The sequence below is a fragment of the Bradyrhizobium guangdongense genome (assembly GCF_004114975.1).
GTDB lineage: Bacteria > Pseudomonadota > Alphaproteobacteria > Rhizobiales > Xanthobacteraceae > Bradyrhizobium > Bradyrhizobium guangdongense.
Genome location: NZ_CP030052.1, coordinates 634352 through 650881, shown reverse-complemented (window position 1 = coordinate 650881; position 16530 = coordinate 634352). Strand labels below are relative to the sequence as shown.

Annotated in this window: 17 protein-coding genes; 1 reads left to right on the top strand and 16 read right to left on the bottom strand. The window is 61.6% G+C overall.

Annotated features, from left to right (window positions below):
* From hypB to X265_RS38625, 16 genes are all read right to left on the bottom strand, one after another.
* Positions 1-906 (bottom strand): hydrogenase nickel incorporation protein HypB, encoded by a 906-nt coding sequence (gene hypB, locus X265_RS38700; RefSeq protein ID WP_128955165.1) that lies wholly within the window; start codon positions 904-906, stop codon positions 1-3.
* Complete coding sequence (hypA, locus tag X265_RS38695; RefSeq protein ID WP_128929522.1) at positions 906-1247, bottom strand: hydrogenase maturation nickel metallochaperone HypA; 342 nt, start codon at positions 1245-1247, stop codon at positions 906-908. Before hypA ends, hypB begins: the two co-directional genes overlap by 1 nt.
* Positions 1240-2331, bottom strand: coding sequence for a nickel-dependent hydrogenase large subunit (locus X265_RS38690; protein ID WP_128929521.1), 1092 nt, complete (start codon positions 2329-2331; stop codon positions 1240-1242). The genes hypA and X265_RS38690 overlap by 8 nt, the downstream gene beginning before the upstream one ends.
* Positions 2328-2837, bottom strand: a complete 510-nt coding sequence (gene hybE / locus X265_RS38685) for a [NiFe]-hydrogenase assembly chaperone HybE (protein WP_128929520.1) — start codon at positions 2835-2837, stop codon at positions 2328-2330. The genes X265_RS38690 and hybE overlap by 4 nt, the downstream gene beginning before the upstream one ends.
* Positions 2834-3043 (bottom strand): rubredoxin, encoded by a 210-nt coding sequence (locus tag X265_RS38680; RefSeq protein WP_128929519.1) that lies wholly within the window; start codon positions 3041-3043, stop codon positions 2834-2836. Before X265_RS38680 ends, hybE begins: the two co-directional genes overlap by 4 nt.
* Entirely contained in the window at positions 3040-3903 is an 864-nt protein-coding gene (locus X265_RS38675; protein ID WP_128955164.1) for a hydrogenase expression/formation protein, read from the bottom strand. The genes X265_RS38680 and X265_RS38675 overlap by 4 nt, the downstream gene beginning before the upstream one ends.
* The gene (locus X265_RS38670; RefSeq protein WP_128929517.1) at positions 3900-4346 is read right to left on the bottom strand and encodes a thioredoxin domain-containing protein; all 447 of its coding nucleotides are present in this window, start codon (positions 4344-4346) and stop codon (positions 3900-3902) included. Before X265_RS38670 ends, X265_RS38675 begins: the two co-directional genes overlap by 4 nt.
* A gap of 253 nt (positions 4347-4599) precedes the next feature.
* Positions 4600-4896, bottom strand: coding sequence for a HypC/HybG/HupF family hydrogenase formation chaperone (locus X265_RS38665; protein WP_128929516.1), 297 nt, complete (start codon positions 4894-4896; stop codon positions 4600-4602).
* A 26-nt stretch (positions 4897-4922) separates the two neighbouring features.
* Positions 4923-5501, bottom strand: coding sequence for a HyaD/HybD family hydrogenase maturation endopeptidase (locus tag X265_RS38660; RefSeq protein WP_128955163.1), 579 nt, complete (start codon positions 5499-5501; stop codon positions 4923-4925).
* 16 nt (positions 5502-5517) lie between these two features.
* Positions 5518-6261, bottom strand: coding sequence for a Ni/Fe-hydrogenase, b-type cytochrome subunit (cybH, locus tag X265_RS38655; RefSeq protein ID WP_128929514.1), 744 nt, complete (start codon positions 6259-6261; stop codon positions 5518-5520).
* A 9-nt stretch (positions 6262-6270) separates the two neighbouring features.
* The gene (locus tag X265_RS38650; RefSeq protein WP_128929513.1) at positions 6271-8061 is read right to left on the bottom strand and encodes a nickel-dependent hydrogenase large subunit; all 1791 of its coding nucleotides are present in this window, start codon (positions 8059-8061) and stop codon (positions 6271-6273) included.
* A 29-nt stretch (positions 8062-8090) separates the two neighbouring features.
* Entirely contained in the window at positions 8091-9182 is a 1092-nt protein-coding gene (locus X265_RS38645) for a hydrogenase small subunit (RefSeq protein WP_128929512.1), read from the bottom strand.
* Between the two features lie 210 nt (positions 9183-9392).
* On the bottom strand, positions 9393-10832 hold the full coding sequence (locus tag X265_RS38640; RefSeq protein WP_128929511.1) for a nickel-dependent hydrogenase large subunit: 1440 nt from the start codon (positions 10830-10832) through the stop codon (positions 9393-9395).
* Complete coding sequence (locus X265_RS38635; protein WP_128929510.1) at positions 10829-11845, bottom strand: NADH-quinone oxidoreductase subunit B family protein; 1017 nt, start codon at positions 11843-11845, stop codon at positions 10829-10831. The genes X265_RS38640 and X265_RS38635 overlap by 4 nt, the downstream gene beginning before the upstream one ends.
* A 69-nt stretch (positions 11846-11914) precedes the next feature.
* Positions 11915-13231, bottom strand: coding sequence for a DUF3422 domain-containing protein (locus X265_RS38630; RefSeq protein WP_128929509.1), 1317 nt, complete (start codon positions 13229-13231; stop codon positions 11915-11917).
* Positions 13232-13348: 117 nt separating this feature from the next.
* Entirely contained in the window at positions 13349-15337 is a 1989-nt protein-coding gene (locus X265_RS38625) for a methyl-accepting chemotaxis protein (protein ID WP_164939083.1), read from the bottom strand.
* Positions 15338-15802: 465 nt separating this feature from the next.
* Between X265_RS38625 and cybH (X265_RS38620) the strand changes: the two genes are divergently transcribed.
* Positions 15803-16528, top strand: coding sequence for a Ni/Fe-hydrogenase, b-type cytochrome subunit (cybH, locus tag X265_RS38620; RefSeq protein ID WP_128929508.1), 726 nt, complete (start codon positions 15803-15805; stop codon positions 16526-16528).
* The last annotated feature ends 2 nt before the right edge of the window (positions 16529-16530 follow it).

The window sequence follows — 16530 nt, the reverse complement described above, 5'->3', positions numbered from 1 at the left end:
TCACTCCGCTGCCGTCATCTCGGCCGGCTTCGCCTTCGAAGCCCGCTTGCGGAGCCAGGCATAGAAGGCCAGGAAGCCTTCGCCGGTGCGCGCCGACACCGTCAGCACCTCGATCCTGGGATTGACCCGCCGCGCATATTCGATGGTCCTGGCGAGGTCGAAATCGAGCACGGGCGCAAGATCGATCTTGTTGATCAGCATAAGCGCGGAGGCAGCGAACATGTCCGGATATTTCAGCGGCTTGTCCTCGCCTTCGGTGGTCGAGAACACCACGATCTTGCAGGCTTCACCGAGGTCGAATGCCGCCGGACAGACGAGATTACCGACATTCTCGATGAACACGACCCCACCGTTCAGCCAGGGCAGCCGGTCATAGGCTTCACCGACCATGGCCGCGTCGAGATGGCAGCCCTTTCCGGTGTTGACCTGGATCGCCGGCACGCCGGTTGCGCGGATGCGCTCGGCATCGTTGGAGGTTTGCTGGTCACCCTCGATCACGCCGATCGGGAAACTGTCCTTCAGCTCACTGACGGTGCGGACTAGCAGCGAGGTTTTGCCGGCTCCGGGGCTCGAAACCAAGTTGAAGGCGAGCACGCCGTCGGCACGGAAGCGAGCGCGGTTGTCGGCGGCGAGTCTGTCGTTCTTGCCGAGAATATCGCGTTCGATCTGGATGATGCGATCGCTGCTCATGCCCGCGATCTGTTGGCCGGCGGCGTCTGCACTGCAGTCGAGCAGGCCCGTATCGCCAGGCCCATGATCGTGGCTTCCGTCGTGATGGTGGTGGTGATGGTGACCGGGGCCATGGTGGTGATGATGACCTCCATGAGCGTGCTCGTGATCCTGATTATGATCATGCGTATGTTCGTTGGACGCTTTGCCGTCGCTGCAGCCGCAGACCGTACACATCAGTCGACCTCCAGTTCCTTCACACGCATCTCTTCGCCGCCGGTGACCTGCAATTGATAGCTGCCGCAGGATGGACACGGCTCGTAGCGCTGCTTGATCTCGACGTTTTGCGAGCAGGCCATGCACCAGGCCGTGCCCGGCGTCGCGATGATCTCGAGTCTTGCGCCTTGCGCGATGGTCCGCGCCGCGACGGCCTCGAAGCAGAATTGCATTGCGTCCGGCGCGACATGGCTGAGCGCACCGATCTCTAAACACACCGCCTTCACTCGCAAGAACGAGCGCTTGCGCGCCTCTTCCTCGACGATCCCGATGATGCCCTCGCACAAGGCCATCTCATGCATGGCTGGCCTCGCGGAAGCTGACGCTGAATCCGACGCAGGGGTCGAACGCCCCGACAAGTGTCCGCACCGCGTCTTGGCCCTGCCGGCCGGCGGAGAGGAGCGCGCCCTTGAGGCTTCGCACCAGCGGTCCGCGTTCGTGAAAATTCCACTCGGTCGGAGCGATATATTCGAAGCCGACGATACGTCCTTCCTCATCGAGCTTAACCGCGTGATGGAGCCGGCCTCGGGCGCATTCCACTGCCGCTGCGCCCCGGCGCTCGCCGAGCCGATAGCTCGCAACGACGCCATTATCGGGAGCGTCCCGCCTGGCGTCCAGCCAACAGGTGAGCCGGGCGATCTCGTCGATGCGCGCTCTCACGCGCGCGGCGCCGCTAGCACTTAAGGACAAAATCTGTTCGCGCTGCGCCCGCCGCGCCCAGACGCCCGTTTCCGGAACCTTCCCGCAGAGTTCCGGCGCTTCGGAATAAGCCGTCCCTTCAGCCATGAGGCGCGTCACGATCTCAAGATCGTCAGCGGGGGTCAGAAAGAATTGGTCGGCCGCCGGCAATGACATCACCTCACGATCGCAGCGCGTCAGATAGGTGGAAAGTACGCTGCCTGGCGCCGGAGGCTGGTGTTCACCCGAAACTCCGAGCGCGCGGAGCGCAGCCTTGACGTGTGCAATGACATCGCGGCGCACGGTATCTGGCACGGTTTCAACCGCACCACTGAGAGTGGTGCTCGCCTGTATCATGCTTCGCACTGCGGGTGCGCTCTCCTGATCGAGTTCGAGGCCTGCGACGAACAGGCCGCGTATCAATTCAGTTAAGCGCTCGGCGACAACGGCCGTGAGACGATGCATCGCTATCGGCTTGATCGTCTCCAGCCCCTGCGCCGCCTCGATTGCTGAAAGGAAGGCCACTTGGTGGGCGACCGAGCATAAGGAGAACAGGCGCGGCAGCACAGGGATGAGCGCGCTTGCCGGCTTTCCGGCAAACAGCCTCGTCAGGGGAGGCCGGCTCCGTGGCCGGATAGCAACGTCCGAAATTGTGGTACCAGTGAGCCACACCATTATGTCAATTTCGTTTCGAAAGGGGCGACTCATCCCGGCCGCTCCGTCAAGGTACCGCGCAGGAAGCTCCGACGATCAATCGGGGTCGTCGGTGGTTCGCGCCGGCGGACCGCCTCCTCGCTGTCGGCCGGCAGCATCAGCTCGGCAAGAGCGGCGTCAGCCGTTGCTCGCGCCGATGCCATGTCCGCAAATTGGAACATTGGCGAGAACAGCGAGCAGCTAGCGATGCGGCCCATTTGCACCTCGCTGAGGGTAAATTCGATATCACCGGCTGGAAAGCGAATACGCACGGTCGCGCCCGACCTATCCCCAGCGGCGCTCGCCGGCATCACCACGTTCATGAACCAAGGAGTGACCATGATGCCGACAAACGTTCCCTCGAAGCGACGGAAACCAATGGCCTCAACATCGAGGGCCTCGTTGTAGATTGGCAAATCGCGCATCGCGCGCTCGCCGATCTGGCGATACATTCCTGCCAATAGCTCGCCCCATGTCACCGCGTCGGCGTCGCTGGGAGAGCTTGGCGCGCTGGCAGTCATGTTTCGATCGCCATGAACTTCGATTTCGGGGCGTCGCAGTTGGGGCATCGCCACTCCTCCGGCAGAAGTGAGAACGGTGTGCCGGGTGCGATCTGCGCCACCGCATCACCATCGGCCGGATCATAGACGGTCCAACAGATGCCGCATTCAAGCCGCGCAGCCTCAGTGACGTCTTGGCGCACGCCAAAGTTCTCAAAGGCGCTCATTTGAAATATGCCTCAATGATTTCTTGGAGCCGTTCGGCGGAATCCTCGAAATCTTCGTCTGCAGCAAGCGCAACCGTGGGTACCCCGCCAACTTCCAGCGTGTCGAGGATGATGGTGTCCATGGCGTTGAAAAACTGCACCGACCAGACATTGCGAATGCCAGTCGACAGCACCCGACAGGTGCCATAGCCGCGCGAGACAAGCTGGATCGGCCCGTTCCGAATAGTCTCCTGCAAAAAGCTCATATCCACCGGGCTCATCGGCAACAGAGTGAAATTGATGATCTGCGAGCGGATGCCAGGACGCCAGGCTAGCGCCCGCTCGCGGATCTCGGCGAGCACCGGTAGGACGTTCATGGCGCCTTCAGGGGCCTGTCCGATTTCGAAATCGGCGGCTGTCAGATCGGCTGCTGCGCGTCTGACGATCTCGGGAACAGCGCCTACTTCAATATATTCGGAAGCCGCGTCAGTTTCGATCCTGACACGCCAGATCCCTGCGAGCACCGATTCTTGAATCTGCGCCAGCGATCCGTCCGGCAGCGCTACGACGCCGCCGACCTCCCCCTCGCCGAGAACATCGGCGACGAGCTTGCTTTCGAGATCGTTGAGATTGCCGAGCCGGAACAGTTGCGAGGGTGCGTCCGCCCTTTGACCTGCAATGGCCTCCGCGATGTTGGAGAGCAGCGTGACGGCTTTGGGGCAGTTCTTAGCGAGCTCGACACTGTCTAATGTTGCGAGTCTTGCGAGTGCGCCGGCCGCCGTCAGGCTGCCACTTGAGGCATTGAGACTCTCTTCTCCGATAGGGAACACGCTGACGGGTTGCTCGGCGCCTTCCGGCGCATCCCAGAATCCGACCTTCATAGCTCGACACCTTTTGCGCGATGCTGGGGAACAATGGTAACGGCAATGGCTGCGCTTTGCCCGCGCGGGCGGTCGATCAGCTTAGTGATGCGGTCGACATAGACTGACCAATCCTGGATCTTGGCGATCAGCCCCAGCGTCTCGCCCTTGGCCACGAAGATAAGGGTCGGCTGCACTCGCACCCCGAAACGTTCGCCAAGCGCCTCTTCGGCATGGGGTGCAATGATCGCGGCGCGCAGGCGGCCTCCGAACGCCGTAACCAGCTCAGGCAGCACTACGGCGACATCAATGGCCTCCGGAAAACGGTTGGGATTACCCGCCGATAGCAGCACGGCGACAGCACCGGCTTGGTCGGCATGTTTAAGAAAATGATCGACGGTCGCGACATCGACCTCATTGAGGCCATGCCGACTGAGATCATGCCGTCCTACCTGGAATTCCATTTGACCTCCCAAAACAGACTTATCTTTCTGATCGGGATAGTGTTAGCAAGCTGCGTGCCAGGGACAGTCAGGATTTATGTAGTTGAATTCACTGATCTATTTTCAACGCCATCAAGCCGAGTGGATGCGAATGATAAGCTACTTTCCACTACAAACGAAAGCCTTCTTTCCAGACTAGAAACTTGTCTTCCGGCGAGCACCTCGGCCAGCGGCTGAGGTCAGCCGGCCAAGTCATTCTAGGATGACAACCCGCTTAATCAGTCAGGAGGTGCGCAGGCAATTGCGGTTCGCGGTCGATCAGATCGGCGAAGAAGCAGTCGAAATCGTTGCCGTCGAGCGCTGCACCGAGACCGTCGATGGCAGCCGCAATCAGGCACGCTTCTTCTTTCTCAAGTAGGCGGATCGCCGTGTCGATGTAGACCAGCACGTGGGCACCGGCCGGAGGATGCGAGAGCAGAAGCACGGAGACGCGGCGTTGCTCGCCGCGAAACTCGCACAAAGCCGAAATTCCATCGGTCTCGACGATAGTCATCGGCAGTCCAAGGCACATCCGTCTTCTCCGGCACGCTCCGGCGGTCAGGCCGGCCGCATCTCGTAACTCGCATGGTCGATGTCGTTGGCGAGCAGGCGCTCGGAGTCTGCCAACGGCGTATCGCGCAGCTTCACCTCGATGCCCCACTCGGCCAGAACTTTGCAGGCAAGCTCGATGGCCGGTGCGATCTGATCGCGTACGGACGCCGTCAATGGACCTCCCCAGTCTTCGAGATCGAGCGGTTGGCAGCCGATCAGGACGAGGTGCTTCGGGCAGCGGCCGAGCAGGTCGGCTGCGCTGATCACCTCCTGGAAGCCGGTTTGATGCAGACTCATCTTCTTCGCGCCGGTGAAGCGTGGCACCTCGTCGCCGCGCACGAGCTTCAGCTTGCCTGGCGGCAGACCATAATCGATGGCATCGAACACGAGCAAGCGATCAGCGTCCTCCAGATAGTTGACGAGATAGAGCCCCTGCGTTCCGCCATCGAGAATCGTGACATTATCAGGCACGGCGTAGCGGCGGTGGAAGTCCTCCACCGCGCGCACGCCAAAGCCTTCATCGGCCCACAGGATGTTGCCGATGCCGAGCACCAAGATGTGGTCGTCGTTTGGGGCGTTCAACATCGAGATCGTTCCAGTTTCAGTCACGGAATTGCCGTTCGCCCGAGATCATCGAGGAGATGATACTCTGGCGTGACATGATGTCCTCGCGGATCGCAGCGTAGATGTGTACCATCACGAACACGACCAGCGCCCACATGCCCAGATGATGCCAGGTGTGAACGTCCTGGCTGTTCGGCCAGATCGAGAACACCCAGCCGAACAGTTTGTGCTGCCAGCTATCGATGCCTTCTCCTTCCGAATAGAGCGCAAAGCCGGTCACGATCATGAAGGTCACGAACAACGTGAAGCCCGTGAACATCGCGGTCTGCGCCAGCGGGTTGTGCCCGACATACATCTTCGGCTGACGTTCCAGGAAGGCGTACCAGCGGATCTCGTGCCAGACTTCCTTCCAGAATTGCCGGCGATGCACCGGCAGATAGAAGATCTGCCGGGAATGGTGGTTGCCGGTGAAGGCCCACAGGATACGCGCGAGGAAGAACACCGCGAGCACCTGCCCCGCCGCGAAATGGGCGAAGCGCATATAGCCCATCACGAAGTTGGCCGACGCCTCCCCCTCGACCGCCGGCAGCGGCGTCCCGATCAGAAACCCGGTGACCATCAGGATGATGATCGAGAACGCGTTCACCCAATGGCAGATGCGCACCGGCGCTTCGTAGACATAGACGGTGGGCCGGCCCACCGCATGCTCGCCAGCAGCATCGGCCGCGATCGCCGTCAGGTCCGGCTCGCTTTCCACCGGGGGAGCAATTGCATCCATCATGGCCGCCTCCTACCTGACCTTGACCTTGGCGAGTTCCTGGCCGTCCGGGCTCATGACGTGCGTCGAACAGGCAAGGCACGGATCGAAGGAATGGATCGTGCGCAGGATCTCGAGCGGCTGCTCGGGATTAACCATCGGCGTGTTCATGAGCGAGGCTTCGAACGCGCCGATGTTGCCTTGCGGATCGCGCGGCGAGCCGTTCCAGGTCGTCGGTACCACGCACTGGTAGTTGTCGATCTTGGTTTCCTTGATCTTGATCCAGTGCGCGAGCGCGCCGCGCGGGGCCTCGGTGAAGCCAAAGCCCTTGGCTTCCTTCGGCCAGCTCTCCGGTTTCCACTTGTCGACATTCGCGGTCGAGCTGTCGCCGGCTTTGATATTGGCAACGAGCTTGTCCTGGAAATAGCGCATCTGGCGTCCGGCCCAAACAGATTCGAGCGCGCGCGCCGCGGTGCGGCCGAGCGTCGAGAACAGCGCCGACATTGGTAGATCGAGATCCTTCAGGAATTTGTCGACGGGATCCTTGAACTCCGCCTTGTTCTGCGCATAGCCGACGACCCAGCGCGCGAGCGGGCCGACCTCCATGGCATGTCCCTTCCAGCGCGGCGCCTTGATCCAAGAATATTTGCCGCCTTCGTCGAGCTGTTCGATCGCGGTCTTGGTACCCTTTGCATTGGGTCCGAGTTCGTAGTTCGGCTCCGTGATGCCATCCCAAGGATGAAGGCCCTTGGTTTCGTCGGGATACTTGTACCAGGAGTGGACCACGAACTCCTGGATCTCGTCGGGATTGGCGTGATCGACCGGAAGCACCTCGGAGAGATTGCCGTTGATGATGGCGCCTCGTGGCAGCTTCAGGTTCTTGGCTGAATAGTCGTTGGCATGTTCTGGCACGTCGCCATAGGCGAGCACGTTCTGACCCGAAATGCCTCCACCATAGAGCCAGTCCTTGTAGAACGAACCGATCGCGGCCACGTCAGGCAGGTAGACCATTTCGTTGAATTCCATGATGCGGTCGATGATCGAGGAGATCAGGTTCAACCGCTCCATGTTGATGGCACCGACAGCACCTGTCCCATCTACGTTGATCGGACAGGGCACGCCGCCGACGAGCCAGTTTGGATGCGGATTCTTGCCGCCGAAGATGGTGTGGATCTTGACGATCTCCTTCTGGAAATCGAGCGCCTCCAGATAATGCGCGACCGCCATCAGATTGGCCTCGGGCGGCAATCTGTAGGCTTTGCTGCCCCAATAGCCGTTCTTGAACGGACCGAGCTGTCCGGACTCGACGAACTTCTTGAGCCGGGTCTGCAGATCCTTGAAGTATCCCGGCGAGGACAGCGGCCAGCTCGAGATCGACTGGGCTAGCGTTGATGTCGCGCGCGGATCGGCCGAGAGTGCGGAGACGACGTCGACCCAATCGAGCGCATGCAGGTGATAGAAATGGACGACGTGGTCGTGCACCTGAAGTGCGAGCTGCATCAGGTTGCGAATCGAGTTTGCGTTTTCGGGGATGGTGATCCCAAGCGCGTTCTCGACCGCGCGCACCGAGGTCAGCGCGTGCGTGCCGGTGCAGACGCCGCAGATCCGCTCGGTAAATGCCCACGCATCGCGCGGGTCGCGGTTCTTCAGGATCACCTCGATCCCGCGCCACATCGTGCCGGTCGATACGGCATTGCGGATCACGTTGTCGGCGTCGACATTGACCTCGACCCGCATGTGTCCCTCGATGCGGGTCACGGGATCGACGACGATGCGTTTGCCGGAATTGTCGAGATTGAAGCCGTTGGGAGTCTGGATACCCATGATCGTTTCTACCCTAATGTGTCTTTTGATCAGCTGTTGTGGCCGGCGTCTTCGCGCTTGCTGGCAAGCCGCTTTACCGCAGTGACGGCGGCGTGCGCGGCCACCGCCGCACCCACGGCGCCCGCTGCCGCCATGCCGATCTGATCGGCGTTTTTCTCGATGCCGAACTGCTTGATGTTGGTGAGGCGATCGTAGAACGAGCCCTTGTCCCAAAAGCCGTCCTCTGAGCAGCCGATGCAGCCGTGTCCCGATTGGATGGGGAATGAGACCCCCCCGTTCCAGCGCACGGTTGAGCAGGCGTTATAGGTCGTTGGCCCCTTGCAGCCCATCTTGTAGAGGCAGTAGCCTTTGCGCGCCGCCTCATCGTCCCACTCCTCGACAAACTGGCCGGCGTCGAAATGCGGGCGCCGGTAACACTTGTCGTGGATGCGCTGCGAGTAGAACATCTTAGGCCGGCCCTGGCGGTCGAGCTCGGGCAGCTTGCCGAAGGTGGTGATGAAGGTGACGACGCCGGTCATCACTTCGGCGATCGGGGGGCATCCCGGCACCTTGATGATCGGCTTGTTGGTGATGACCTTGTCGATCGGTGTGGCCTGGGTCGGATTGGGCTTTGCCGCCTGTACGCAGCCCCAGGACGCGCAAGCGCCCCAAGCGATGATCGCCATCGCGTCCTCGGCCATCATCTTCAGCTTTTCGACGAATGGTTTGCCGCCGTCGATACAGAACATGCCGCCCTCGTTGAGCGGCGGATTACCTTCAACGGCCAGAATGTACTGACCTTTATGCTTGGCACGGGTCTCCTCGAGGATCGCTTCCGCCTGATGGCCCGCGGCCGCCATGATCGTGTCATCGTAGTCTAGCGAGATCATCGACAGCACCGCATCCTTCACCAGGGGATGCGCGGAGCGGATGAAGCTCTCGGAGCAGCAGGTGCATTCGAGACCGTGCATCCAGATCACGGGCACACGCGGCTTGGTCTCGAGCGCATTGGCGATGCGGCTCGCCGCCAGCGGGCCGAGGCCGAGGCTCGTCGCGGTCAGGCTGCAGAACTTGTGAAAGCTTCGACGCGTGATGCCTTGCCGCCTGATCACGCTGTAAAATGTTTCCGTCGCCGTGCCCATAAATCCTCCCGCCGTCAGCTTTGGCTTTCAATGACGCTTAGGGACAGCAAGAAGCAGGCCAACTGCGTGGCGCAAAATGAAATTAGAGGAATGTCAAAAGGTTGCGAGATCTGAATTGTGCAAGACGCGAAGATCGAGCGGCACTGCACGAAAGAAGCGGAAACAATTCGATTTGCAGGCGGTAACGAGGTTTACGCCGCCGAGCCCGTTTCAATGCGCAGTGCACACCATGCAAGGATCGAACGAGCGCACGACATGCTGAACCGCAACGGAACGTGCGCCAGCCTCGCCCACATCGGTGCCGACCAGCGCCTGTTCCAGAGGGCCTGCCACGCCGAGGGAATCGCGCGGTGAAAAATTCCAGGTGGTCGGCGCGATGATCTGGTAGCGCTCGATCTTTCCACCGCGCACCGCCACCCAATGCCCGAGGCTGCCGCGCGCGGCCTCGACGAGACCGACATATGCCCCGTCGGGCATCTCCTGCGAGGGAGCACAGAACGGTTCCGAAAGTCGTAGCGCGCGGGTCCACTGCTCCATCGCAAGTGCGATGCGCGCAGTCTCGATCAGCCGGGCGATCACACGGTTGCGGACATTGGTGCCGCTTGGGGCGACGAGATCGGCTATCAGCGCTTGCCCGGCCACGGTCTGGCGCGCAATCGCCCCGACCTCGACCGGCTGGCCCGAAAGCCGCGGCGCCTTGCACCAGCTATAGGCGCCTGCCTTGTCGGGATCAGGTACGGTGTTGCTGTGCGCAGGATCGGAGGAGCAATCCCGCATCCATGCATGGGAAACGTCCTCGCTGATCTGACTCAGCGGCAACGGCTCCACAACCATGTCTGGACCAACAATGCCGCGCGGGAACAGTCCGCAATCGGCGCCTTGATAGGCGCCATAGCTCATCAACACGCCCGGTCCCTTGCCGAGCTCACTGAGCGCGAGGCTGTCGGCAAGCCTGAGGAAATGAGCGAAATCACCGCTGCGCCCCGCGCGCCAGCGGTCGAGCTCGTCTGCGGTCGAGAGCGACAGCATGTTCTCTAGAGTATCGGCGAACACTGTACGTTCAAGGAACGTGCGAAATGAGGTCACGATCGACAACAGCCGTACGCGCTCGCCGAGTTCGATCGCGCGCGTCGCGCCGCCCGGCTGGAAGGCAAGGCTGTGTGGCCATTTGCCAGCAATGATTCCCATAGTCTCGAGCAGCCGCGCCCGCGCCGGCAGCGCATCGCGCGCCGCACTGCCGCGGGTGGCCGCAAAGCGCTCGCGAGTCTCCTGGTACCAATCCTGCGAAGCGTAGGCTTCACGGGCGAAGTCAGGCATGAAGAAGATGTAGAAATGCGTAAGATGATCGGCGGCATTCTCTGCCGCGTGCGCGATATTAGTGGCGAGCAGACCGTTCGGCGCCGCCTCGGTTCCCATCGCATGGCGAAGCGCGGCAGCGGCGGCGACCGACTGCGAGACCGAGCAGATGCCGCAGATGCGCGGCGCCAACACCAGCGCATCAAGCGGTGGCCGCCCCTCCAGAATTTGCTCGAACCCGCGATAGAGCGGCGCCGTCACTTCGGCGCGCTGGACCCGGCCGCTTTCGACGTCGAGGCGGACTTCGAGATCGCCCTCGACGCGGTTGAACGGGCCGATCGTAATCCTCGTCATGGCGTGCGCTTGGCCGTGGTGCGGCCGGGCGGCACCACCACATGATCAGCGGTCGCATTCAGCCTCACGCGCCGCGGAGTCGCCGATTTCGACAACGCCGCGAGCGCGACGAACCAGGCTTTTGGCATGTCGGTCGGCAAGCCGACTGGGATGCCGGCAAGCTTGGCGGTCTCCAGGAAATTCTGCGCGTCTTCGAAGCCAGGTGACGTGCAGGCGATGCAGGCATAACCGCCCTTCGTGCAGGAACCGCCGCCGTTCCAGGAGCGCTGGTTGCAATCGCCGACAGCCTGAGTCGCCTTGCAGCCGAGATGCTCCATGAGGCAGCCGCGCTCGGACATGGTTTCGGCGCTGGCCTTGAACTCATAGAACTCGTTGCGGGAGCAGCCGTGATGAGCAAGATGGTTGGCAACGAATTTCGGTCGGCCATAGGTGTCGAGGTCAGTCGCTGACAAGTCCTTGGACGTCAGTGCCAAAATGGTTTCCATCATCCAGCCCGGATGCGGCGCACAGCCAGCCACATTGATCACCGGCAAGCCGAGCCGGGAGCGGAAGCCTGCGCCGAGCGCGCCGCCAGCATCGGCGCCCTCGAATTGCAGCCCGACCGCGTCGGTTGGATTGGCGCCGGCGGCTGGCACCCCGCCATAGGCGGCACAGCTTCCGACCGCAACGACATAGTCCGCCCGCGGCGCGAGATCTAGCATCCAGTGGTAGATCGAGCGGCCCGTGCCCGCGAGCATGTTGAAGCGGCCGCTATCGTTCGGGCCGCGGGCAACGGAGCCTTCGAGGAGCAGTAGGTCGAGCGGCACCCTGCCCTCGCGCACGGAGTTGAGCACCTCGGCCGCTTCCTCGCCTGTCTCCTCGCTGACCGAGGGATGCCACAGCAGGTTGATGCCGAACTGCCTCAGTTCGTCGAACCAGCCGGAAGAGCCGCTTTCGAGGATCGACATGGTGCAACCGCCGCAGCTCGCGCCTTGCAGCCAGAGCAGGTTGGTCATTCCGTTCGATTGGCTCATCACTTGCCCTCCAGCTCCACCAGCTTCGGCCGACCCGGCTCGAATGGCAAGCCCTCGGCGCGAAGGAACTCAGTCATGATCGCCCGGCGCGCCTTCATGTTTAAGGTGCCTCTGGCGGATCCGGTGCGTGATGATCCAAATTAGACCGACGGCAAATGGTACGAACAATGCTGTCGCGAGTGACGGCTCGACATGCAAGCCGCCGTCATGTGCGCCCTTAGCGAGGTAGCCGAACAGGCTGACGACGTAATAGCCGATCGCCGCCACGGAGAGGCCTTCGACGGTGCTCTGCAGGCGCAATTGCAGCTTGGTGCGCTCGTTCATTGAGCGCAGCAGGTCACGATTCTGCTCCTCCAGTTCCACGTCCACCCGCGTGCGCAGGAGATCGGCGGCGCGCGCTAGCTTGATCGATAAGTTGGCCTGGCGGTCCTCCATCGCGGCGCAGGTGCGCATCGCCGGCGCCATCCGCCGGGCAAGGAAGGACGACCAGGTCGGTCGCCCTCCGATCTCGCTTCCTTCGATCACGCCAAGGCGGGCCTGCACGATGTCGTAATAAGCCCGGCTCGCGCCGAAGCGGAACAGGCTACCCGCTGCGCCGCGCTCCAATGAGGCGGCCAATGCGGTCAGCTCCGTGAGGAGGTGATTGTTGAGCTTGAGGTCCTCGGCGCCCTGCATCTCCTGGAGCACTTCGACCAGCCGCCGCCCAATGTGATCGACCGAGGGCGCGAGCTCGAGCGCGGCCGGCAGGCCGAGCAGCGCCAGCGTGCGATAGGTCTCGATCTCCAGCACGCGCTGCACAAGAGCGCCAAGCCGGCCCGGCGACAGGCCGTCGTTGCAGATGAGAATGCGGACAAAGCCCTGCGCATCCGCACGAAAGTCGGAAGCGACGACCGCAGGGCCGCTGCGGACTGTCGCCATTGCGAGGCTGCTCTTATCAAACAGCTCCTCAGCGCGCGCGACGGCCGCTTCGGTCTGCTCCACCTCGAGCCTCACCGCCACAAGCAGCTGTCCCGTTTGCGGCAGTGCCCGGATCAATGCGGTAAGTTCGTCACCGATGGGAGCGAACGCCAGCGCGGATGCCTCATTACTCCAGATCCAGGTGAAAGTCGTGAATTCGGAATGCTGTTCCCAGCGTAGCGAAACTGCTCCGATTGACACCTGGTGGTGCTTAGCCGACACCTCGGGTGCCGCCAAGCCCTGCGCGGTGCAAAAGCCTACAAAGGCCTGCCGGTCGGCGGCCGCCGCTTCTCCCTGGCCCAAAAAAGCAAATCGCAGCACTGCGAGAGGCGCGGAGAGCCGCGTGAACGGACGCGCATGCACCTCACCCAACACTGCACCGCGTTGCGGGTGCAACGCGAATCCGGCCAGATCCAGACCATGCTCCATCGACGATCCCTAGGATACCGGTTTGCCCACGCGAGGGTGCCGGCTTGTCCGTTGACTAGCGCAGGTCTCTGGCACTTGCGCAATGGTAGTCGCAGGCGTCTCGCATTGCGAGCCAGACTACGCCGCGACGACGTTGGCCATGAAACGGTCAAGCTCCGCGCGCAGGCGGTGGCTCGCCTCGGTTAGTCCGCGCGCTGATTGCAGCACGGCGGAAGCCGCCGAGCCGGTCTCGCTTGCTTCGCGATTGACCTGCTCGAGATTGGATGACACCTGCGCGGTGCCAGAGGCCGCCTGCTGCGCGCTCTGTGCGATCGCCTGTGTCGTCGCGGTCTGCTGGTCGACGGCGGACGCGATCGAACCCGAGATGGCGGAGATATCGCCAATGATGCCGGCGATCGACTTGATCGCGGCAATCGAATCTCCGGTCGCTTGCTGCATACCTTCGACGTGAGAGCCGATCTCCTCCGTCGCACGGGCGGTTTGGCTTGCAAGCGACTTCACCTCGGCTGCGACGACGGCAAAGCCGCGGCCCGCCTCTCCGGCGCGGGCTGCCTCAATGGTGGCATTGAGCGCGAGCAGATTGGTCTGCTCTGCGACCGCTGTAATCAGCTTCACGACATCACCAATCCGGTGCGAGGCTTGCGCGAGCGTCGCGATGCGGGCGTCCGTGCTCTTGGCCTGGGCTACCGCATTACCGGAGATCGCATTCGAGTTGCGGACCTGGGTGCGAATATCATTGATCGACAGCGACAGCTCCTCGGCCGCCGAGGCGACCAAACCAATGCTGCTCGACGATTCTCGCGCGGCGCCGACCACCGCGTTGGTCAGGCCCCCTGTCGCCTCCGCATTGCGTGACAGCGTTGATGCTGCTGCTTCGAGTTGCTGAGCAGAACCCGAAATGCCGTTGACGATGTCACCCACCGCGGCCTCAAAGCCGCCAGCGAATTTAGCGAGCTCAGCGCGCCGCAGCTCGGCCGCCGACCTGTTACGCTCTTCGATCTCCGCAGCTTCGCGTTCGGCGCGCTCAATGGCTTGCCGCTTGAAGCTCTCGACCGCGCCAGCCATCTTGCCGACCTCGTCGTGCCGACCGAGCCCCGGCAGCACGATCTCATAGCGGCCGTTTGCCAGCTCGATCATCGAGCTGCACATCGCGATGACAGGTTTTGCGATACCGCGTCCGATCGCAAAGGAGAGCACGAGGCCAATTGCAATCGAGGCGAGCGCAAGGGCAACCACTACCGATTGACCGTGGATGATTTGCACCGCGGTCTTTTTCTCGGCATCAGCCTGCTCCGCCAAAGCCACTCGCTTCAGAGAGGCGGCCGCCCCGGATAGTCCGTGACGCAGCTTCCACATGTCCGCCATCAAACGATCGATCTCTTGGCCTGCGGCCTCCACTCGGGCGAACCCATCTCGGTAAGACGCGACGAGCTCGTCGAGCGCCTGTCCGCCGACGTCCGGCGAGCGACGCTCTCGCACGATCGCACCTTTAAACCCTTCTATTCTCTGTAAGACGTCCCTCGCGAGGACTTCATCGTGGAGCTTCAATTCTGTCGTTACGAGGCGATCGATCGTATCGAAACGCTCAATGATATTTTCTGCTTGAGCGCCCGGCGCCTTCACCTGATCGAGCGCGGTCCGGATGACGTGCGCCTGTCCGCCCATCGTGGCTGCCGAGCGATCGATCCCGGCGCGCAGCGCCAACACTTTGTTGAAGGAATCGGTATAGGCGCGGTAGGCTTCGAACAGTTCCTTTATCGACTGCTGCCAGCTGAGAGTTGCAGTCTCGGTTTTGGCTGCCGTGATCGTTCGCTCGAGCAAGCGTCGCGCCTCTTCCGCGGCAGCTTCCGCCTCCTTTATGCCCGTCAGGGCGTAATAGCGCGCGTTGCTCTGGTATGCCGAGAGCGAGCTGTCGATTTCGCGCGCATAATCCGATTCCGACATGCTGATACGATAAACGTCGAAGCCGTCGAGGATCGCCTCATAGCCAAACCAGGCGCCCGCCATGGTGCCCGCCGACAGCAGCAGAACGATAGCAAATCCCATCATGATTTTCAGGCGAATTGACAGGTTGGCGATGACTGGCTCGCTTTTCGGCAAGCTCATGGCCGCTGCATTCATCCGGCCCTGTGTCTGGAAGACGCCTGCCCGGCGCGATGCGCCGCCGCGCCGAATGAAGCTCAAATCCATATCGCAAATACCCGGTTCGCTGGAGCTGGAAATGAGCAAACGATGTGCCGTCTCTCCTAATCATCGGTAAATTGCAGCGAGCTGCCGCGCAGCAAGTGTCGTGCGCCGGGTAAGGAAGCTCGCTGCTCATGCAGGGAAAAAGACCGCGAACCCACGTGGATGCAGCGGAAAATAGCAAAGAGGTTCAATAAAGATATGAAAGCAGGATTTCCACCTGCGGTTAAAGCGGGTTTCCAATTCTTCGTTGCGTAGGGCCGCTGAAGCGTGAAGAAAAAAATTGCAGGGCGGTGATTTCGCGCCGGCATGCGCGCGATATTCTCGATGGCATGCGCTGATTCGTTTGTTCGCTGCGTCGAATCACTCTCAATGCAGGAGCATGCGATGACGAAAATCTCGGAGATTCCGGGTACGCTGGACGCCGTCGGCGCCGTCGGCACGGATCGCCAATCAATCTATGTCTATGAGGCACCGGTACGGATCTGGCACTGGTTAAATGCGCTAACGATCTCTCTTCTGGCCGTTACCGGTTATCTAATCGCCTCGCCGCTTCCCTCGATGCCTGGTGAAGCTAGCAATTGGTACACGATGGGCTACATCCGATTTGTTCACTTCGCGTCGGGACAGGTGCTCGCCTTCGCGTTCCTTTATCGCGTCTACTGGGCGTTCGTCGGCAACCAGTATGCCCGCCAGTTGTTCGCGTTTCCGATCTACAACCGGATCTGGCGCTGGGGCCTTTTGTACGAGCTGCGATGGTACCTGTTCCTAGTGCGCTACCCGAAAAAATACGTCGGCCACAATCCTTTGGCCAATACTGCGATGTTCTTGTTCGTGATTGTGATGATCCTGATGATGCTGACCGGATTTGCACTTTACGCTGAGGGCGAAGGTCGCGACAGCTTATGGTATGCGCTGTTCGGCTGGTGGTTCTCGATCTTCCCAAACAGTCAAGACGTGCATACAGTGCACCATCTCGGCCTCTGGTTCATTGTGACTTTCGTCATCCTGCATGTATATGCTGCCGTGCGCGAGGACATCGTGTCGCGTCAGAGCATGCTATCGGCCATTATTACCGGCGAACGGACGTTTCGCGACTCGCGACCTGACTGATA